Source organism: Pseudomonas fluorescens (assembly GCF_001708445.1).
Taxonomy (GTDB): domain Bacteria; phylum Pseudomonadota; class Gammaproteobacteria; order Pseudomonadales; family Pseudomonadaceae; genus Aquipseudomonas; species Aquipseudomonas gorinensis.
In genome coordinates, this window is record NZ_CP015637.1 from 1833743 (window position 1) to 1854152 (window position 20410).

At 60.4% G+C, this 20410-nt stretch carries 19 protein-coding genes; 7 read left to right on the top strand and 12 right to left on the bottom strand.

The window, feature by feature from the left end; all coding sequences use genetic code 11:
- The first annotated feature begins 83 nt into the window (after positions 1-83).
- Positions 84-1766, top strand: a complete 1683-nt coding sequence (locus A7317_RS08320) for a DEAD/DEAH box helicase (protein ID WP_069075564.1) — start codon at positions 84-86, stop codon at positions 1764-1766.
- Positions 1767-1868: 102 nt separating this feature from the next.
- Here the strand turns inward: A7317_RS08320 and A7317_RS08325 are convergent, their stop codons facing one another.
- On the bottom strand, positions 1869-2636 hold the full coding sequence (locus A7317_RS08325) for a DODA-type extradiol aromatic ring-opening family dioxygenase (RefSeq protein WP_024074234.1): 768 nt from the start codon (positions 2634-2636) through the stop codon (positions 1869-1871).
- Positions 2637-2739: 103 nt separating this feature from the next.
- On the opposite strand from A7317_RS08325, the gene A7317_RS08330 reads away from it, so the two are divergent.
- Positions 2740-3396, top strand: a complete 657-nt coding sequence (locus A7317_RS08330; RefSeq protein WP_024074235.1) for a thiopurine S-methyltransferase — start codon at positions 2740-2742, stop codon at positions 3394-3396.
- Between the two features lie 57 nt (positions 3397-3453).
- Here the strand turns inward: A7317_RS08330 and htpX are convergent, their stop codons facing one another.
- Positions 3454-4341, bottom strand: coding sequence for a protease HtpX (gene htpX / locus A7317_RS08335; RefSeq protein WP_024074236.1), 888 nt, complete (start codon positions 4339-4341; stop codon positions 3454-3456).
- Between the two features lie 303 nt (positions 4342-4644).
- Positions 4645-5856: a pyridoxal phosphate-dependent aminotransferase gene (locus A7317_RS08340; protein WP_069075565.1), complete on the bottom strand. Its 1212-nt coding sequence runs from the start codon at positions 5854-5856 to the stop codon at positions 4645-4647.
- A gap of 201 nt (positions 5857-6057) precedes the next feature.
- Between A7317_RS08340 and msrB the strand changes: the two genes are divergently transcribed.
- The 3 genes from msrB to A7317_RS08355 all read left to right on the top strand — a co-directional run bounded on the left by msrB (position 6058) and on the right by A7317_RS08355 (position 7522).
- Entirely contained in the window at positions 6058-6450 is a 393-nt protein-coding gene (gene msrB / locus A7317_RS08345; RefSeq protein ID WP_024074238.1) for a peptide-methionine (R)-S-oxide reductase MsrB, read from the top strand.
- Positions 6451-6575: 125 nt separating this feature from the next.
- Entirely contained in the window at positions 6576-7061 is a 486-nt protein-coding gene (locus A7317_RS08350; protein ID WP_024074239.1) for a glutathione peroxidase, read from the top strand.
- Entirely contained in the window at positions 7058-7522 is a 465-nt protein-coding gene (locus tag A7317_RS08355; RefSeq protein ID WP_024074240.1) for a MarR family winged helix-turn-helix transcriptional regulator, read from the top strand. The genes A7317_RS08350 and A7317_RS08355 overlap by 4 nt, the downstream gene beginning before the upstream one ends.
- Here A7317_RS08355 and A7317_RS08360 read toward each other — a convergent pair.
- Positions 7503-9812 (bottom strand): hybrid sensor histidine kinase/response regulator, encoded by a 2310-nt coding sequence (locus tag A7317_RS08360; RefSeq protein WP_069075566.1) that lies wholly within the window; start codon positions 9810-9812, stop codon positions 7503-7505. The genes A7317_RS08355 and A7317_RS08360 overlap by 20 nt on opposite strands.
- Before the next feature lie 170 nt (positions 9813-9982).
- Here A7317_RS08360 and A7317_RS08365 point away from each other — a divergent pair, with 170 nt between their 5' ends.
- Together A7317_RS08365 and A7317_RS08370 are read left to right on the top strand one after the other, a co-directional pair.
- Positions 9983-10873, top strand: coding sequence for an ATP-binding protein (locus A7317_RS08365; protein WP_024074242.1), 891 nt, complete (start codon positions 9983-9985; stop codon positions 10871-10873).
- A complete protein-coding gene (locus A7317_RS08370) occupies positions 10870-11352 on the top strand; it encodes a GAF domain-containing protein (protein WP_024074243.1) in 483 nt (160 codons plus the stop codon). Before A7317_RS08365 ends, A7317_RS08370 begins: the two co-directional genes overlap by 4 nt.
- Before the next feature lie 39 nt (positions 11353-11391).
- Here the strand turns inward: A7317_RS08370 and A7317_RS08375 are convergent, their stop codons facing one another.
- From A7317_RS08375 to A7317_RS08410, 8 genes are all read right to left on the bottom strand, one after another.
- A complete protein-coding gene (locus A7317_RS08375; protein ID WP_041160876.1) occupies positions 11392-15027 on the bottom strand; it encodes a transporter substrate-binding domain-containing protein in 3636 nt (1211 codons plus the stop codon).
- An 8-nt stretch (positions 15028-15035) separates the two neighbouring features.
- Positions 15036-15659 carry a response regulator transcription factor gene (locus A7317_RS08380; protein ID WP_024074245.1) on the bottom strand — a complete coding sequence of 208 codons (624 nt, stop codon included), beginning with the start codon at positions 15657-15659 and terminating at the stop codon, positions 15036-15038.
- A gap of 241 nt (positions 15660-15900) precedes the next feature.
- Entirely contained in the window at positions 15901-16302 is a 402-nt protein-coding gene (locus tag A7317_RS08385) for a response regulator (protein ID WP_024074246.1), read from the bottom strand.
- Between the two features lie 173 nt (positions 16303-16475).
- Complete coding sequence (locus A7317_RS08390; RefSeq protein WP_024074247.1) at positions 16476-17807, bottom strand: deoxyguanosinetriphosphate triphosphohydrolase; 1332 nt, start codon at positions 17805-17807, stop codon at positions 16476-16478.
- Positions 17808-17878: 71 nt separating this feature from the next.
- Complete coding sequence (locus A7317_RS08395; protein WP_024074248.1) at positions 17879-19042, bottom strand: EAL domain-containing protein; 1164 nt, start codon at positions 19040-19042, stop codon at positions 17879-17881.
- A 90-nt stretch (positions 19043-19132) separates the two neighbouring features.
- Positions 19133-19474: a hypothetical protein gene (locus A7317_RS08400; RefSeq protein WP_024074249.1), complete on the bottom strand. Its 342-nt coding sequence runs from the start codon at positions 19472-19474 to the stop codon at positions 19133-19135.
- Positions 19471-19860 (bottom strand): phage holin family protein, encoded by a 390-nt coding sequence (locus A7317_RS08405; RefSeq protein ID WP_024074250.1) that lies wholly within the window; start codon positions 19858-19860, stop codon positions 19471-19473. Before A7317_RS08405 ends, A7317_RS08400 begins: the two co-directional genes overlap by 4 nt.
- Positions 19861-19863: 3 nt before the next feature.
- Positions 19864-20178, bottom strand: coding sequence for a DUF883 family protein (locus tag A7317_RS08410; RefSeq protein WP_069075567.1), 315 nt, complete (start codon positions 20176-20178; stop codon positions 19864-19866).
- Positions 20179-20410 lie beyond the last annotated feature (232 nt).

A 20410-nucleotide genomic window follows, 5' to 3' on the forward strand; every position in this document is an offset into this window, starting at 1 on the left:
CAGCCAGGGCGACTCTTGAGTCTCAACACGGCATGCGCAGCTTTGGAGCATGGGTCTTTGCGGATGCACTTAGAGGCAGACCCATGACCCAGGAAACCGGCGGCTTCGCCGCTTTTAATCTTAACCCGAACATTCTTGCTGCCGTCATTGCGACCGGCTACGAAGAACCTTCGGCGATTCAGCAGCAATCGATCCCGATCATCATGGCCGGCCAGGACATGATTGGCCAGGCGCAAACCGGTACCGGTAAAACCGCCGCGTTCGCCCTGCCTATCCTGCACTGCATCGATCCTGCCAAGCGCGAACCGCAAGCCCTGATCCTGGCGCCAACTCGTGAGTTGGCGCTGCAAGTAGCAACCGCTTTTGAAACCTACGCCAAGCAAATGCCGGGCGTTACCGTTGTGGCCGTCTATGGCGGTGCGCCAATGGGCCCACAACTGAAAGCTATCCGTAATGGCGCACAGATCGTTGTCGCCACCCCGGGTCGCCTGTGTGACCACCTGCGTCGTGACGAGAAAGTCCTGTCGACCGTGAACCACCTGGTTCTGGACGAAGCTGACGAAATGTTGAAGCTGGGCTTCATGGATGACCTGGAAGTCATCTTCAAGGCGCTGCCACCGACCCGTCAGACCGTACTGTTCTCGGCCACCCTGCCACAGTCGATCCGTGCCATTGCCGAACGCCATCTGCGCGATCCGCAACACGTTAAGATCCAGACCAAGACCCAGACCGTTACCGCGATCGAACAGGCTCACCTGTTGGTTCACGCTGACCAGAAGACCTCGGCTGTATTGAGCTTGCTGGAAGTCGAAGACTTCGACGCCCTGATCATGTTCGTGCGCACCAAGCAAGCGACCCTGGACCTGGCCAGTGCCCTCGAAGCCAAAGGCTACAAAGCCGCTGCGCTGAACGGTGACATCGCCCAGAACCAACGTGAGCGCGTGATCGACTCCCTCAAGGATGGCCGCCTGGACATCGTTGTGGCGACCGACGTTGCTGCCCGTGGCCTCGACGTTCCACGTATCACCCACGTGTTCAACGTTGACATGCCTTACGATCCAGAGTCCTACGTTCACCGTATCGGCCGTACTGGCCGTGCCGGTCGCGAAGGTCGTGCACTGCTGCTGGTGACTCCGCGTGAGCGCCGCATGCTGCAAGTGATCGAGCGTGTCACCGGCCAGAAGGTTGCCGAGGTCCGCCTGCCGGATGCCCAGGCCGTTCTCGATGCCCGCATCAAGAAACTGACCAACAGCCTGGCGCCGCTGGTGGCTGACGCTGAATCGACCCACGGCGACCTGCTGGACCGCCTGACCGCCGATATCGGTTGCACCCCGCGTGCCCTGGCCGCAGCCCTGCTGCGCAAGGCCACCAACGGTCAGGCCCTGACCCTGGCAGCCATCGAGAAAGAACGTCCACTGGTTCCGAACAGCGCGCCACGCGGTGATCGTCCAGAGCGTTCGGGCGACCGTCCAGACCGTGGTGATCGTGGTGATCGTGAGCGTCGTGCTCCGGTCCCATTGGCTGAAGGTCGTGCTCGTTGCCGTACCGCGCTGGGCGCGCGTGACGGTATCGCGGCCAAGAACCTGCTGGGCGCTATCCTCAACGAGGGTGGCCTGGCACGTGAAGCCATCGGTCGCATCCAGGTCCGTGACAGCTTCTCCTTGGTGGAACTGCCGGAAGACGGTCTGGAAAAACTGCTGACCAAGCTGAAAGACACTCGCGTTGCCGGTAAGCAGCTCAAACTGCGTCGCTACCGCGAAGATTGATCCGCCCTTGGGCTGATTGATCGCACATAAAAAATCCCCGACTGGTTCGGGGATTTTTTTTGTCATGTGGAAAAGGGGTGGGCCCCCACATTTAGATCTCCATCAGCCAAAGCGATAGATGTCCATGCCCAGGGCCCCCAGGGTGAAGCCCTGGTGCGCCACGCTGAACGGCCCCCCGGCACCCCGCGCGAAGTACAGGGGCAACAAATGCTCATCGCTGGGATGGCTGCGCACTGCATGGGGCGCCTGGCGGCGATAATCGTGCAGCGCGGCTTCGTCATTGGCAGCGAGCTTGTCCACCACCCAATCGCGGAACTCCCGCGCCCACGGTTCGATGCTCTCGGGGCCGGCGTGCCAGTTCAGTTCACCCAGGTTGTGGGTGATGCTGCCGGAGCCGATCAGCAGCACACCTTGTTCGCGCAGGCTGGCCAGAGCATGCCCGACTCGTGTCTGCAGGGCAGGGCCCATGCGACTGGGGAGGGAGACCTGTACCACTGGAATATCCGCCGCCGGGTACATCAGCGACAACGGTACCCATGTGCCATGGTCGAACGGGCGATGCTCGTCGATGCGGGCATTCAGGCCATCGGCATGCAACAGTTCGACAATTTCGGCGGCCAGTTGCGGATCGCCCGGCGCTGGGTATTGGACCGCGAACAATTCGCGCGGGAAGCCGCCGAAGTCATGCCAGGTTTCGGGGGCGGCGCCGCCGCTGACCAGTAGTTCCTGGCTCTCCCAATGCGCCGACACCACCACGATCGCCTTGGGCCGTGGCAGCTCAGCGGCCAGGCGCTGCAGGGCCGGGCCGCTGGCACCCGGTTGCAGGGCGAGCATGGGCGAACCGTGAGAGATAAATAGGCTGGGGAACATAGGAGGGATCCTGAGCGTTAATATGGCGCTATCTTCAATCAGATCATTGATCTAAATCTAATATAAGTTTTAGCGCCTTTTGATCGAATTTTCAGGGTGATTTATGGAGCCTACATTTTGGCGGGAGCGCTGGGCGCGCAATCAGATCGGCTTTCACTTGCCGCAGGTCAATCCACATCTGCAACGGCATTGGCCGCAACTGGGTTTGGCGGATGGAGCAAAAGTGTTGGTGCCGCTGTGTGGCAAAAGCCTGGACCTGGTGTGGCTGGCCAGCCATGGGCACCCCGTGCTGGGGGTGGAGTTATCGGAGCAGGCGGTGCAAGCCTTCTTCAGCGAGCAGGGGCTGACGCCACGTATCAGCCAGCACGGCGTGTTCAGCGTGTATCAGGCTGATGTGATCGAGGTGTGGTGCGGCGACTTCTTCGCCCTCGATGCTGAGGCCGTGGCCGATTGCTGCGCGCTCTATGATCGCGCGGCGTTGATTGCACTGCCGCCGCTGATGCGGGCGCAATACACCGAGCATCTCAATCGCCTGCTGGGTTCGGGCTGCAAGGGGCTGCTGATCACCCTCGATTACGATCAGACGCAAAAGGCCGGCCCGCCCTTTGCGGTCACCGATGAAGAGGTGAAAGTATTGTTGGGCGCACATTGGACCTTGGACATCCTCGAGGAGCAGGACATCCTGGGCGATAGCTGGAAGTTCGTTCAGGACGGCGTCACGCGCCTTGAAGAGCGTGTCTATCGCTTGACCAAGGGGTAAATCGCACGCACAAAAAAAGGGCGATCAGATCGCCCCTTTTTGCGTGACTGCAGGTTATCAGCCGCGACGACGCAGTGCGTCGATCCGCTCTTCCAGCGGCGGGTGGCTCATGAACATGCGTGCCAGGCCCTGCTTGATACCGCCGTTGATGCCGAATGCGGTCAGGCTGTCCGGCATATGCACCGGCAGGCCCTGTTCGGAGCGCAGGTGTTGCAGGGCTGCGATCATCGCCCCGGTACCGGCCAGGCGGGCCCCCGCTTCGTCTGCGCGGAATTCGCGTTTGCGCGAGAACCACATCACGATCGCGCTGGCCAGGAAGCCCAGCACCACTTCGGCGAAGATGGTCGCCACGAAATAGGCAATGCCACGGCCTTCTTCGTTCTTGAAGATCACCTTGTCGACAAAGTTGCCGATGATCCGCGCGAAGAACATCACGAAGGTGTTCACCACGCCCTGGACCAGCGCCAGGGTGACCATGTCACCGTTGGCCACGTGGCCGATCTCGTGGGCCAGTACCGCCTTCACTTCATCGTACGAGAAGCGTTCCAGCATGCCCTGGCTCACTGCAACGAGCGCGTCGTTCTTGTTCCAGCCGGTGGCAAAGGCGTTGGCTTCATAGGCCGGGAAGATCCCGACCTCGGGCATCTTGATGCCTGCCTCGCGGGACAACTGCTCAACGGTTTGCAGCAGCCATTGCTCGTGGCGGGTACGTGGCTGGGTGATGACCTGGGTGCTGGTGCTCATCTTCGCCATCCACTTGGAAATGAACAGCGAGAACAGCGAGCCGGCAAAACCAAAGACCGCACAGAAAATCAGCAGCTGATTGAGGTTCAGATCAACCCCGTTGGCCGCCATGAACCCGTTGAAGCCGAAAAGGCTCAGGGTGATGCTGGCAATCAGCACGACCGCCAGGTTAGTGGCCAAGAACAGCAGGATGCGCATCATGGTTGTAGAGTTCTCCTCATGCTTAATATGTCGCGTACTGCGGGGTATATAAGGTGCGGCCTGGGGTGATTCAACCGAGCGACTATTTCAAACTGTGTCCTACAGCCTGAATGTAAAGCCTTGAAAGGATTTTCCGACAAGAAATCTCGCATGTTATCGGTCTCCCATCCCCTTGCCGCCCTGTAATTACAGGGGGTAGATGCTTTGCAGGGGGCAACGGACCTGCCGGGGAGAATGAAGGCAAAGAAGTGTTGCCAGATAATCGCTGTACGACCGAATGCCGGTCGTACAGCGCCATGGCCCTTACTGGCGATAGGACTTGAGGAAGTTGCCGATACGACCAATGGCCATTTCCAGGTCATCCACACGTGGCAAGGTCACCACGCGGAAGTGATCCGGCCACGGCCAGTTGAACGCAGTGCCTTGCACCACCAGCAGCTTTTCCGACAGCAGCAGGTCGAGCACGAACTTCTCGTCGTTGAGAATCGGGCAGACCTTCGGGTCGATCCGCGGGAAGGCATATAGCGCGCCCATTGGCTTCACACAACTGACTCCCGGGATATCGTTGAGCAGTTCCCAGGTACGGTTGCGTTGTTCGAGCAGGCGGCCCTGGGGCAATATCAGGTCGTTGATGCTCTGGTAGCCACCCAGCGCCGTCTGGATCGCGTGCTGGCTCGGTACGTTGGCGCACAGGCGCATATTGGCCAGCATATCGATGCCTTCGATGTAGCTCTGGGCATTGTGCTTGGGACCGGAGATGGCGATCCAGCCGGAGCGGAAGCCCGCCACGCGATAGGACTTGGACAGGCCATTGAAGGTCAGGCACAGCAGGTCCGGCGCCAGGGACGCGGTGCAGATATGCACGGCGTCGTCGTAGAGGATCTTGTCGTAGATCTCGTCGGAGAACACTACCAGGTTGTGCTGGCGTGCGAGTTCGAGCATGCCCTGCAACACTTCCCTGGAGTACACCGCGCCAGTGGGGTTGTTCGGGTTGATGATCACCAGGGCCTTGGTGTTCGGGGTGATCTTGGCCTTGATGTCGGCCAGGTCCGGGAACCAGTCGGCGCCCTCGTCGCATAGGTAATGCACCGGATGGCCACCGGCCAGGGTCACCGCAGCGGTCCACAGCGGGTAGTCGGGCGCTGGCACCAGCACTTCGTCGCCGTTGTTGAGCAAGGCCTGCATCGACATCACGATCAGCTCGGACACGCCATTGCCCAGGTAGATGTCTTCAATGCCAACACCTTCGACCTGCTTCTGCTGGTAGTACTGCATGACCGCCTTGCGCGCACTGAACAGTCCCTTGGAGTCGCTGTAGCCTTGGGCGGTGGGCAGGTTGCGGATCACATCCTGGAGAATTTCGTCCGGTGCTTCGAAACCAAAGGGCGCCGGGTTGCCAATGTTCAGCTTGAGGATGCGATGGCCTTCCTCTTCCAGGCGCTTGGCGTGCTTGAGCACTGGGCCGCGAATGTCGTAGCAGACGTTGGCGAGCTTGTTCGATTTGCTGACCTGCATGGCGATGTGATCCTGAAAATGAACGATCCAGACGGTGCGGAGCCTACCGTGCCGGGAATCCTGCGTTGGTGCACCCATAAATACGTTTGAATGCCGCTAACGCGGGTGCCAGACTGGCGTGTTGAAGAGGCGCAATCATACGTGCCGCCTGGTTCATGGAAAAGACACAGATCAGGCTTTTTAAGTTGCCGAGGTGTATCGATGGAAAAGTTGCAAAAAACGGTTGAAGAGTGGAAGGCAATGCTCGATCCAGAGCAGTACAACGTGTGCCGGCTCAAAGGCACCGAGCGGCCTTTCAGCGGTAAGTACAACGACACCAAGACGGACGGCGTGTACCACTGCATATGCTGCAATGAGCCACTGTTCGACTCCAAGGCCAAATTCGACTCCGGGTGCGGCTGGCCGAGCTTTTATGAGCCGATCGCCGACAGCGCGATGATCGAGATCCGCGATGTCAGCCACGGCATGATCCGCACCGAAGTCACCTGCGCCAAGTGCGATGCGCACCTTGGGCATGTGTTTCCCGACGGTCCGCCGCCGACGGGCCTGCGTTATTGCATCAACTCGGTGTGCCTGGACCTGGTGCCACGTTGAGCGTGAGGCGTCCCTGCGATGTCGGCAGGGACGATCTATGGCGAGGTATCAGTCCGATCAATTAAATTGCACGCAATTGAATTGAGCGCTATGTTTTCGCTTCTCTCCCGATTCGAGGCACTGCCATGAGCGACAACCTGCTGAGTATCCCTTGCACCACCATCAAGGGTGAGCAAAAGACCTTGGCCGATTACGCCGGCAAGGCCATCCTGGTGGTCAATACCGCCAGCAAGTGCGGTTTTACCCCGCAGTACAAGGGTCTGGAGCAGCTTTGGCAGACCTATAAGGACAAGGGCCTGGTGGTGCTGGGGTTCCCCTGCAACCAGTTCGGCAAGCAGGAACCGGGCAACGAAGGCGCGATTTCCGAGTTTTGCGAGCTGAACTTCGGCGTCAGCTTTCCACTGTTCAAGAAGATCGATGTCAACGGCAGCGCGGCCCATCCCCTGTTTGTGCAGTTGAAAAAACAGGCGCCGGGCCTGCTGGGCTCCAAGGGCATCAAGTGGAACTTCACCAAATTCCTGATCGGCCGCGACGGTCAGGTCGTCAAGCGCTTTGCCCCGACGACCAAGCCGCAGGACTTGACCCAAGAGATCGAAGCCCTGCTCAAATGACTGGCGTACCTTCCGTGTCCCTGGCCCTGGACGACCAGCTGTGTTTCAAGCTCTACGCGGCGTCGCGGGCGGTGACACGCGCCTACAAGCCGATGCTGGACCAGTTGGGCCTGACGTACCCGCAATACGTTGTGATGCTGGTGCTGTGGGAATGGCATGACGCAGCGGCGACCCAGGCCACGGTCAAGGCCCTGGGTGAGCGCCTGATGCTCGATTCGGGCACCTTGACGCCGTTGCTCAAGCGCCTGGAGCAGCTTGGCGCCGTGAAGCGCCAACGCAGCCTGCGCGATGAGCGTGAAGTGCATTTGAGTCTGAGCGAAGCCGGGGTGCAATTGCGCGGCCAGGCCCATCAATTGAAAACCCGATTGCTGTGCGACAGCGGCGTCGACCTCAACCAGGCCGACGCCCTGCGCGACGGCCTGGACCAATTGCTGGCTCAGATCAGAGCGTTGTCGCCTTAGGCACCCACAGGTCCAGCAGGGCGTTGAGTTCTTCCCGGCGGAACGGCTTGGCCAGGTAATCATTCATTCCCGCGGCACGGCAACGCTCGCGCTCTTCCGACAGCGCGTTGGCCGTCAAGGCGACAATGGGCAGGTCTGGCCAGCGTCCGCTGCGGCGAATCTGCCGGCTGGCTTCGTAACCGTCCATCACCGGCATGTTGCAGTCCATCAGCACCATGTCGAAGGGGCGTTCTTCGAGGCACTTGAGCGCCTCGCCACCATGGGCGGCGACGATCACTTCGCAACCCAGCTTGCTCAGCATGCCCTTGGCCACCAGTTGATTGACCGGGTTGTCCTCCACCAGCAGGATCCGCGCGCGGTTTGCAGGCGGCGCGGCGTCGAGCGGGATGGACTCAAGGATCAGTTGTGGATCACTGCGCAGGTTGCGTTGCAGGATCTGGTACAGCGCGGTACGGCTCAACGGGCGAGCCTGTTGCTGTAATGGCGCCAGCGCCGCGACTTCTTCGCTGGGCATGAAATTGCCATAAGCGGTCACCAGCAGGATCGGCGCCGTGATCGCCGGCCGCAGGCGAAACAGGCACTCCGGGCAGTCGGTGATCAGCAGGTCCGGGGCTTGCCCGCTCAAATCATCATCCAGGGCACGACAATGGGCGGTCAGCCCCCAGTGGGGCAGCAGGGTGGTGAGCAGTTCCGTCAGGCCGCTGCCGGCGTTGGTAATGACCAGCACTTCACCTTTGAGCGGCGGTTGCCGGGTGGCGGGCAAATGGGCTGGCAGGGGCAGGTCGGCGCAGAACTGGCTGCCAAAGCCGACCTCCGAACTGATGCTCAACCGCCCCTTCATTGCCTCGCACAGGTTATGGGTCAGTGCCAGGCCCAGGCCGGTGCCGCCAAACTGCCGGGTAATCCCCGCGCCGGCCTGGGTGAACGGTTGGAAGATCTTGACCTGTGCGTCCTGGGCAATGCCGATACCGGTATCGCATACATCAATTTTGACCCGGCCATCGTGGGCGCTGAGGCGAACATCCACACGGCCAAAGCGCGTGAACTTGAGGGCGTTGGACAGCAGGTTACTGACGATCTGCCGCACGCGCGTCGGATCGCCGAGCACCTGGGCCGGAAACTGCGGGTCGATCAGGCACGTCAGTTCGACACTGGGCGCGGCGTTCTGCGACAGCAGGTTGGCGGTGTCTTCCACCAGCGAGCCCAGGTCGAAGGGGATGCGTTCCAGCTCCAACTGGCCGGCGTCGAACTTGGACAGGTCGAGAATATCGTTGAGCAATTCCACCAGTACTTTGCCGGAGTCGTGGGCGATCGACAGTTGTTGGCGCTGTTCGGCGGTCAGCGGGCTGTCCAGGGACAGAGCGATCATGCCCAGCAAGCCATTGAGCGGTGTGCGGATTTCGTGGCTCATATTCGCCAGGAACGCCGCCCGCGCCTGGGCCATGTTCAGGGCGGTCAGCTTTGCCGCCTGCAGTTCCTCGTTGGACTGGCTCAGGCGCTGGTTGCTGGCCTTGAGCTCAAGGGTGCGGGCGGAGACGATGTCCTCGAGTTGCCCCAGGTACTCGGTGAGACGGTCCTCGGCGTGGCGACGCTGCTGTATCTCGGTTTCCATGTTTTCGAATTGCTGATTGGCGACGTTGACCAGCACACCGATTTCATCGTGTTCATGCCCTGGCGGGCAGTCCAGGCGTGCCTGTTTACGGGTGCTCAGCTCACGAATGATGCGCACCAGGGGCTGGGTCAGCATGGTGTAGAACAGGCCCAGCAAGATCCCCGTCAGCAGCAGGCTGCGCGCGAAGCCGTTGAGCAAGGTGATTTCGGCGCGACGCAGGAAGCGACTGCCAAAAGCGTAGGTGTCAACGTCCAGGCGCAACACGCCCAGGGCTTCGTTGGGCATATGGCTGAGGAAAAGGCGGTCTTCAAACTGGCGGTTGGCGCCGAACAGGAAGTCGCTGACGGGCCGATACGGGCTTTCCTTGCGCGGTCGGTCGACGTCGGCCAGCACCACGCCGTTGTTGTCGATCAACTGTGCGTGGATGATAGCGGGGGAATGCAACAAACCCAGGGTCAACTCCTGGGCCAGTTCGGCGTCAATGTTGTAGGCAATACGAGACGCGGGGTTATGGCTGATTTCGATCAGGGAACGAATTTCACGGTTGATGGATGCGTCTTCGCTGGCATAATCAATGCCGATTTGGATAAGGCTGAGCAAGGTTCCCAAGACGAAACCGACCAGCACCGTCAATCTGGCTTGTTTATAAGACAAGCGGTGGGCGAACTTGATATCCATCGAGTGTTGAACCACTTCACGTGTCCCTTCGCCCGGCAAGCATAGCTGAACATCCACAGGCTCTGGCTTGCCCGGCACGAATCGTTAGGTTTTATGGGGGCAGCCCCCAGCAGTCAGCCGTAGGGTTGCCAATACGCCATCTTTTGCAAGAACTTGCCAGAGGAATAGTCGTGGATTCTCGATTGAATGCCTTTCTTGAGCGTGCCGACGCTGTGCTCGCTCGCCTGGAACCCTTGTTACCCGCTCCGCGCCAAACCATCGACTGGAACCAGTGCCTCGCCGCCCGGTGGCAGCGTGACGGTCGCAGCGGCTTTTTGCTGCCCCTGGACGTGAGCCTGGACATGCGCTTGTCTGACTTGATCGGCGTCGACAAGCAGCGTGAACAACTGGCGCGCAACACCCAGCAGTTTCTCGACGGCTTGCCGGCCAACCATGCGTTGCTGTGGGGGTCGCGCGGCACCGGTAAATCGTCCATGGTGCGGGCCTTGCTCGCCCAGCACGCCAAGGCCGGCTTGCGCCTGATCGAGATCGAACGTGATCACCTGGCTGACCTGCCGCGCGTGGTCGAGCAATTGCTCAAGTTGCCGCAGCGTTTCATCCTGTTCTGCGATGATTTGTCGTTCGAGGCTGGCGAAGGCGACTACCGCGTACTCAAGAGCGTGCTCGACGGCTCCCTGGAGCAGGCCCCGGAGAACGTGTTGCTGTACGCCACGTCCAACCGTCGTCACCTGGTGCCGGAAAACCAGAGCGACAACGACAATTGGAAGCGCGTGGATGGCGAGCTGCACCCCAGTGAAGCGGTGGAAGACAAGATCGCCTTGTCCGACCGTTTTGGCCTGTGGTTGTCGTTCTACCCGTTTTCCCAGGAACACTTCCTTAACGTGGTCGAGCACTGGATCGGTGAGCTGGCGAACAAGGCCGGCTTGCCGTGGCAGCGCGATGAAGCCCTCGACATCCTCGCCGTACGCTGGGCCACCGGGCGTGGCAATCGCAACGGCCGGTGCGCGTATCAGTTCGCCCGTTACTGGGTGGGCCTTAAATTGCTGGAGCGTCAACCATGATCGATTTGCAACAGGCCGGTACCGGTCTGGATGGCTATGCCCTGTTGTGCGCGCAGCTGGAGTCGCTGCTGGCCGATGAGCGGGATTTCATCGCCAATAGCGCGCAGTTTTCTGCGTTCTTGTTCAACCAGCTGGACGACCTGAACTGGGCCGGCTTTTACTTCAACCGCAATGATGAATTGGTGCTCGGCCCGTTCCAGGGCCAGATCGCCTGCGTGCGTATCCCCTTCGGTCGTGGCGTATGTGGGGCGGCCGCGGCAACGCGGCAAACCCAGCGAGTGGAAGACGTGCACGCGTTCCCCGGGCATATCGCCTGTGACAGTGCCTCGAACAGTGAGCTGGTGGTGCCGCTGGTCAAGAACGGCCAACTGATTGGCGTCCTCGACCTCGATAGCCCTTCGCTGGCCCGCTTTACCGTGCAGGACCAGGCCGGTATCGAACAGTTGGCGGCGATTTTCCTGCGGTTGACCGACTGCTGATAGGTGGCGGCAGGCGCGAGCGGTCAAGCTCGCGTCTGCCTATCCCGATGAATTCAGGCTGTTGAGCTGCATGTGCAGCATTCTCTCCATTTCCAGCATGCATTTCTCCAGGGCCTTGATACCGGTTTCGATCACGCGGTGGTCATCGCCTCGGGCGCATGCCTGTTCCAGCGCTTCGCACTGACCGGCCAGCCCGACGGCCTGCACGATGCGGGCGGCGCCCTTGATCTTGTGGGCTTGCTCGATGATGTCCTGGGGCGAGGCCTGTCGAACCAACATCGCGACGAGTTCCTGGCGGTCATGGGCGCTGCTGCTCAATAACTCCTCAAGTAGGCGTCGACTCAACTGTGGGTCGCCTCCCGTCAGGGCATCGAGGCTGGTGAGGTCCAGCTGCATGGCCGGCCGTTGTGGCTCGATCTGCGCCAGTTGCCGCTCCAATGCCGTGAGGCTGATGGGCTTGAACAGGCAATCATTCATGCCCGCTTCGGCGCAGCGCAGTTTCTCTTCGGGCTGGGCATTGGCGGTAAAGCCCAGCACGACACAAGCGGGCAGTTGCTCTCGCTGCTCATATTCGCGGATCGAGCGGCAGAGCTCATAGCCGTTCATGATCGGCATGTTGCAGTCGGCGATGACCAGGTCGAAGTGTTCCTGGCGCCAGGCCTGGAACCCGGCCGCGCCGTGCTGGGCGGCGGTGAACTGATGGCCGAGGTAACCGAGTTGCTGGCACATCAGCAGGCGGTTTGCGGGGTGATCGTCCACCACCAGCACATTGAGCACCGGCGCCGGTGCCGCTGCTATGGGCTTGGATTCGTCCGCGGCCTCGACCGGCAGCAGGCGGTTCATCTTCAGGCTGACATGCACTTGGGTGCCCACCATCGGCACGCTGCTCAGGCTCAGTTGCCCGCCCATCATTGAACACAGGCTACGGCAGATGACCAGCCCAAGACCCGCGCCACTCCTGGCCAAGTGGCCGGAATTGTCGGCCTGGGCGAAGGGCTCGAACAGGCGTAGCTGGTCGTCCCGGCTGATGCCGATGCCGGTGTCCTCGACCACCAGCTTGAGCTCGACCTGCTGGGGCATTTCGGTGGCTTGAACGTCCACCTTGATCTTTACCTGGCCACGTTCGGTGAATTTGATTGCATTGCTCACCAGGTTGGACAGCACCTGCTTGAAGCGCAGTGGGTCGATCAGCACATCGGTGTCTTCGAGTTCAGGCTTGAACTCCAGCAACAGACTCAAGGTTTTCTGACGCGCCAGGCCGTCGAACACGCGGACCACCGATTCGATCACTTCCTTCAGGTTGACCCGCTCGGGGGCCAGGCTCAAGCGGCCGGATTCGATGCGCGCGATGTCGAGGATGTCGCCGATCAGCTCCAGCAAGTCCTTGGCCGAGTTGTAGGCGACCTCGATGGCCGGTCGATCGAGGTGACCCTGGTCGGCGCGCTTGAGGGTCAGCTCCAGCATGCCGATCACCGCGTTCATCGGCGTGCGGATTTCGTGGCTCATGGTCGCCAGAAACGTGCTTTTGGCCCGGTTGGCCTCGTCGGCCTGCTCCTTGGCGGCGCGTAGTTCATCGAACAGTTGGCGCCGTTCGCTGATGTCGATCCAGCCACCGATAATGCCTTGCACCTCACCGGTTGAGTCGCGGTAGGGCAGGATCCAGTGGTAGATCGTCAGTTTTTTTCCACGGATGTGCAGCGGGCGATCCAGGATCATTGGGTCGCCCTGTGCCACGACGCGCAAATAGTCCGCATGGTATTGCGCGGCCTCCGTTTCCAGCGCCGTACCGATCTGCACCACACTTTTGCCGATCACGTCCTCGCGCTTGGCGTCGAACACCTGCAGGTAGCTGTCGTTGCAGGTCTGCAGCAGGCCGTTGCGGTCGCGTACATAAATCGGGTGGGGCGTTTCGTTGACCAGCGCGCGCATGAACTCGAACTGATCGTTAAGGGCGCGCTCAGCCATTTGGCGGTGCTTGATCTGGCGACGCATGTAGGCGTTCCAGGTCAGGGAAATCAATAGCAGCAAGCCGGTGCCGATGATGATCTGGGCGATCAAGTGGTGGTAATTGCGCCAGTAGCTGTCGGAGGCCGCGGTGTAGCCCCGCCAGCGACTGTTGATCACGCCCAGTTCATCCGGGGCGATACTCAGCAGGGCCTTGTCGAGGATTGAACTCAGTTCGGTGGCATGGCGTGAGGTCGCCAGGGAAAAGGTGGCCGGAAGAGTGCCGATGCTGGTGCTGATTTGCAGTTTGTCCTGGAACATCGGCGATGACAGGAAATAGTTGGCGATCACCAACGAATTCACCGCACCCTCCACCTGGCCCTGGGCGAGCAGCTCCGAGGCTTTGAAGGTGTCACTGGTCTCCACCAGGCGGATCAGTGGAAAGTCCCTGCGCAGGACCGCATGCAGCGGGTTGCCCTGGGTAATCGCCAGGCGCTTGCCTGCCATCTGCTCCAGGTTCGAGGGGGCGCCGGGCTCTTTGCGTGTCAGCAGCACGTAGGAGTTTTCCAGGTAGGGCCGGCTGAAATCCAGTTGCGCTTCCCGTTCGACACTGGGCGTCATGGCCCCGATGATGTCGGCGTCGTGGTTGCTGACCTGTTCGATCATCGCGTGCACATCCCGCCCGCGCTGGATCTCGAAGCGCAGGCCGGTGCGCAGGCGGATCAGCTCCAGGAGGTCGGCGGTAATGCCGCGAAAATTGCCGTCCGCGTCGAAAAAGGTCAGGGGCGCGAAGGTTTCGTTCACCAGCACTTTCACCACGGGATGCTCTTTGAGCCAGCGCTCCTCGCGCGGGGTCAATTGCAGTTTCTTGTCGGTCAGCAAAATATCGCTGCCGGCGCTCCAGCGCTTGGCGATGCTCTCGCGTTCGTTGGTGGGCACGGCCGCCAGCACTGCGTTCACAATGCCCAGCAACACGTGCTGGTCTCGGCGCAGGGCAAAACTGAAGCCATAGGCTTCATGTTTGCCGAAGTTGGCCATGTGAATGTTCTTCAGGTAGCCCTTGTTGATCATGTAGTGGGTCGAGATGGTATCGCCGAGAAACACGTCTGCCTGGTCGAACGCCACCGCATTCAGGGCATTTTGATAAGAGGGATAGGTGCTGATGATTGCATCGGGGTACAGCTTCTCCACTTCGCTCAGGGGCAGGTAATGGTAGACCAGGCTCAGGCGCAGCCCAGCCAGGGCCTCGCTGAGGCTGCGTGTCTCACCCTCCCGAGTGACCAGCACCGGTTGATCCACGGCATAGGGGGCTGATAGGACCAGGTTCGGATTCGCGGCCTCGAAGCCGTTGGAGGAGCCCAACAAGTCAATCTCGCCTGCTTCGAGGGCCTGGATGGACTTTTCCCGTGACGGGTAGCGCATCACCTTGATCGGCAAGTCCAGCGCTTTGGCCAGCAACCCGGCGTAGTCGGCAGTCAGCCCTTCGTAGTCGCGACCACTGGAGGTGAGGTCGAAGGGCGGGTAGTCAGGTGCCGCAGTGCCTAACACCAGTTCGCGTTTGTTCTGTAGCCACTGCCGCTGGGCAGTGTCCAGTTGGGAGTCCAGTTGAACGCCGACTGCGCGACTCAACAAGGTGAAGTGTTCCGGTTCTGTTTGAACGGCGAGCACGGCGGTGCTCAAGCACATGCCTGCGCTCAATATGATCAAATAGTCCTTTATACGCCTGGGCATCCGCTTTCTCACACTAGCGCGTTTCGTTTTGCCAACTCGATAAGTTCTACCAAGGACTTGGCTTTGAGTTTTTGCATAAGCCTCTTTTTATAGGTGCTGACGGTCTTGTTACTTAGAAACATGCCTTTGGCGATTTCTTTATTGGTGCGGCCTTGTGCAAAAAGTTGCAAAACCATTAATTCCCGGTCATTAACGGCCTTGAACAGTTCCAGCTCTTCGGAATTACCTTCCGAGCCGCAAGCGTTCAATGCCTGGCTCGGGAAATAGTTATAACCCGATAATACCGCGCGAATCGCACTCAGCAATTCACTCAGGTCGCCCTCCTTGCACACATAGCCGTCGGCGCCAGAGCGCATACAGCGGGTGGCAAACAGGGTTGGGCATTGTGCCGTCAGGATGAGGGTTTTCATCGGGGTGTTCATGGCGTTGAAGCGACAGAGTACTTCGAGGCCATCAAGTTTCGGAATACTGATATCCAGAATGATCAAATCCGGAAGGCATTCGCGAACCATTTGTATCGCATCACAACCATTATCCGTTTCGCCGACGACCTTATAACCTTCATGTTCCAACAACATTCGAATCGCCAGCCTGATAACAGGGTGGTCATCGATGATGAAAACTGTGTTCATAATCACATTCCATGCAAGTGCAAATAAAGCGGGCACATTAGCTCAGAAGCTGAGGAAGGAGCATGAAGCTCAAGGGGAATAGGTACAAAACAGGAAAAATCCTACATTAAAAAAGGTATCGTCTTACGAGTTGCTGAGGCTTTGTGGGTGTTTGTGTCTGAGCATGGGGAGCGACGGGGCTCCTGTCGCTGCCAATGTTTTAGTAGCCGGGTTGTTGTAAGTTTTTCTTATATGAACATGTTTAGATTCCTACATTTAGAGTGGCGGGTATCAAGTCGATCAGTTCGTCGCGGTTTAACGGCTTTGCCAAGTAACCCAGCAATGGCAAGTTACGTTGCAGGGCTTGGGTATTCAGGTTTTCCAGTTCGAGTGCGGGCAAGCCGCTGAGCAAGATGGCTCCCACGATAAAACCTCCGCGACTGGCGATTTCGACCAACTCCAGCCCTGGCAGGTCGGGCAGGCATTGGTCGCACAGCATCAGGTCGAAGGGCTGTTCGCACTGCGTCATCAGCCGGATCGCCTGTTCGGCGTTTTCAGCCAGGGTCAACCGGTCGAAACCGAAGCTGTTGAGCAGGCACTGGGTCGCCAGCAGCTGAAAAGGGTGATCCTCCACCAACAGGAGGCGAAGGCGATATCTAGGCATAAGAAGGGCACACGGTGAGTCAAGCGGCGATTGGGCGGGGCGTAGGAACGTCTCGCCATGCCCCCTAAGAGGGTGCGTGATTATTCATCGGCGGTTTGTACGAATTCGATCAGGCCGCTCTGTTCCCATCGTAGGGAGATTCTTTTCAGGGAACAGACGCGTGATCGAAAACATTATTGAGGGCTTGAGCGCCCGGTCATTTCCCGCGCCATCTCAGTGGCGTAGCTGTCGGTCATGCCGGCGATGAAGTCAATCATTCGCAGGAACGAGGCGTGCAGCGACCAGGCCGGATCCGGTGCGCTATTGCCGAGCAGATCGAGGATGCGTCGGTTCTTGAACGACGGCGTGCGCCCGCCATGTTGCTCAAGGGCTGCACCACAGAAGGCGTTGAGGAGAATTTCCAGCGTGGTGTAGGCGCCGATTTCATGCAGGGTCTTGCGCTTGTCCTGGAAGATCTTCTTGCGCGCCATGTCTTTGGCATCCAACACACAACGCTTGGCGGGGCCGTGCATATGCTCGACCAAGTCACCAGGCAGCATGCCGGCCAGCAGGGCGTCCTGCTGTTCGACAAAGGCCCGCGCCGCCGCATTGGTCAGGTGTTCGATGGCCTTGCCGCGCAGGATCGCCAGTTTGCGTCGGCGCGAATCCTGGGCGCCGAGTTGCCGATAGGTCTGCGGCAGGTCGTCGCCCACCAGGTCGAGGAGCAGCGACTCGACCTCGGCGTATTGCAGCAAGTCCATTTCCAGGCCGTCTTCCAGGTCGATCAAGGCGTAGCAGATGTCGTCCGCCGCTTCCATGAGGTACACCAGCGGGTGGCGGGCCCAACGTTGTTCTTCGAGTTGCGGCAGGCCGAGCTTGTGGGCGATCTGTTCGAGGATCGGCAGTTCGCTTTGATAGCAGCCGAACTTGTGCTTCTTGTAGCCCAACGAGTCCGCGTGGCGCGCGGTCCAGGGGTATTTCAGGTAAGTGCCCAACGTGGCGTAGGTCAGCCGGGTACCGCCGTCGAACTGGTGGTATTCCAGCTGCGTGAGTACCCGAAAGCCCTGGGCGTTGCCTTCGAAATTGAGGAAGTCGTTGCGCTCGGCCGTGCTCATGTCGTCCAGCCAGCCGCGCCCGGCCGCCTGCTGGAACCAATGGCGAATCGCATCTTCGCCCGAATGCCCGAACGGCGGGTTGCCGATGTCATGGGCCAGGCAGGCTGATTGCACCACCATGCCCAGGTCGCTCGGGTCGCACCAGTCGGGCAGGGCGCTGCGTAGCGTTTCGCCCACGCGCATGCCCAGTGACCGTCCGACGCAGCTGACTTCCAGTGAATGGGTCAGGCGCGTGTGGATATGGTCGTTGCTCGACACAGGGTGCACTTGGGTCTTGCGGCCCAGGCGGCGAAACGCGCCGGAGAAAATGATGCGGTCGTGGTCTTTGTGAAACGGGCTGCGGCCCAGTTCTTCCGGGCTGTGCAGCGGTTTACCAAGACGTTCGCGGGTCAGCAGGGTGGGCCAATCCAAGGCGGGTACTCTCCGTGCGGTGAATGACCCGCCCAGCTTCCCGGTTCCGCCTTGGCGGGGCAAGTAAAAATCTACAGGCCGGCCGCGTCGATATCGATCAACAGCAAGCGCTGGCCATTATCGAAGAATTGTCCGGCGGTCAGGCAATACTGGTTGGTGGTGGCATCGCGGTAGGTCGAGGACAGCGTCAGGCGCCGCTCCTCCCAGCCTTCAGCCAGCAGATGATAGAAGTATGGGCGCCACGACCAGTTGTGGCCCAGATAGCGGCTGTCGGCTTGCCAGGCGTCCTGGCGCCATTCGAAGTTGGGCGTCAGTTGGGTGCCATGGCGGTCGCATTGGTAAAAGCGCAACAACCATGGATAGTCCGGCAGTTGCGGCAGCTGGCTCAGTGGCGCCTGGCCCTGGGCCCAGGCCTGCAGGATGCTCATCAGCTCGGCCAATTGCCGGCGCAGTTGCATGACGCGCCCGCGCTCCGCCAGTTTCTGCTGGACGTACGCGGCACGCAGTTGGGCAAAGCGCGGCACGAAGGCATCGGTGGCAAACCAGTCCAACTGGGCCTGGGCGAACAGATAACCCTGCACATAACGCGAGCCACACTCCAGGGCGAAGCTCAACTGCGCCTCGGTTTCAACCCCCTCGGCGATGATCCAGCAGCCGGTTTTTTCCGCCATTTGCGCCAGGGCGCGCACCACTTCGCTGCTGGGGCCTCCGCGGGCGGCTTCCTGGAACAGGCGCATGTCCAGCTTGAGAATGTCCGGCTGCAAGGCCAGTACCCGGTCGAGCTGGGAATAACCAGCGCCGAAGTCATCGATGGCAATGCGCGCGCCGGCCTCGCGATAGCGCGCCACCACATCGGCCAGGCGCTGGATATCGCCGCCCAGTTCAGTGATCTCGAACACGATACGGGCCGGGTCGACGTCATGGGCTTTGAGCTGTTGCAGGCTGGGCAAGGCCTGGCCGACGCGCAAGCGGTTGATCCAGCGCGGCGAGATGTTCAGGCTGAGGAACCAGTCCTGCGGCACCTCATGCAGGCGGCTCAAGGCGTTGTCACGAATCTGCCGGTCCAGGCGACGCAATGCTCCGCCTGGGGTGCGCGGGTCGGCAAAGAGCGGGCCGACGGAGAGCAGGCGGCCATCAGCCTGGCGCAGGCGGCCGAGGGCCTCAACGCCGGCAATGCGTCCGGTGGCGGTGTCGATAAACGGCTGGAAGCAGGCGAGCGGTTGCCCGTCAATCACGGGGCCTCCTTAAAAGCGTTGGCGAAAAAAGACCCGGCCCTCGCAGGAGGGCCGGGTCGTTTCTGTTTGCAAGAATGCAGCCAGCAGGGCTCAACCTTTGCGTGAAGCGCCTTGCATGGCCAGTTTGATCAGTGGAATCAAGCCAGCGCCCAGTCGCACCAGGCGGGTCAGGCTACTGATGCTGCCGCCCTTGGCACCCTTGCCGGTAAAGAAGCCGATCAGCGTCACCGCCGCCACGCCCCACAGCGGCGCGTGCTTGATGCCGAGGCTGTCCTGCCAGTTATGACTCATGTTGCGCACCTTAGTCAGGGGCAGCATCAGTTGCTGGGACTCGTGGCGGATTTCCTGGCGATGCATTTCCATGCGCAGGCGGATCAACGCCTTGCGCATTTCCCGACGGGTCGTGGAGGGCGGGATTTCATTCAGGCTCATGGCAACAGGCGCTCCCGATCATTGGCCAGCTCTTCGAGCGTGGCGTGGAACGGCGTGGACTCATCGAACACCGCTGCTTTCAGGCGCACGCCGCAAAAGGCTGCCGCCAGGGTATAGAACACGCAGAGGCAGACGATCCCGGTCAGGCGGTAGCCGGTGTCCCACACCAGGATCATCACCAGGGTCGACAACCCCACCAGCAACAACAGGGCAAACACCAGCGCCAGGCCGGCAAACAGCAGCAGGCTGACCGTGCGCGCCTTCTGTTCCTGCAATTCGATACCAAACAGTTCGACATGGCTGTGCAGCAAGCCCAGTACAGCCGCACCCAGGCGCCGTGAGGTAGAACTTGGGCCCGTTGACGAGCCGGATTCGCCGATAGACATGATTTAGCGCCTTGTAGCCAACAGGCCGATCAGAAAGCCCACGCCGGCGGCAATGCCCACCGACTGCCAGGGGGTGGCCTGCACGTAATCTTCCGTTGCCGTGACGGCGGCCTTGCTGCGCTCGCGCAGGGAATCTTCGGTCAGTTGCAGGGTTTCGCGGGCCTTGAGCAGGCTGTCGTGGATCTTGGCGCGCAGCTCGTCGGCCTGGTCGCCGGCCAGGATGGCGGTGTCGTCGAGCAACTTTTCGGTATCGCTGACCAGGGTTTGAAAATCCGCCATCAGTATTTCTTGAGCCGTCTTCGTCGTTTTGCTGGCCATGGTTATCTCCGTGAGTGGCTGATCTATGCGTGTGGTTTCGAGTCACCGGTGTCGGTGAAGGTTCATTGCAATTGTGTGGTACAGCTTTTGCTTTGCCTTGGTGCGCCTGCCCCTGGGCCTGCGCTGAATCTGGGCGGTCGGGGCTCAAGCCCACAAAAACCTTACCCAAAATAACTGAAACTCGCGGAAAAACCCTGTCGGGGATGGCCCGTTGTGCTGATCGCTGCGCTAA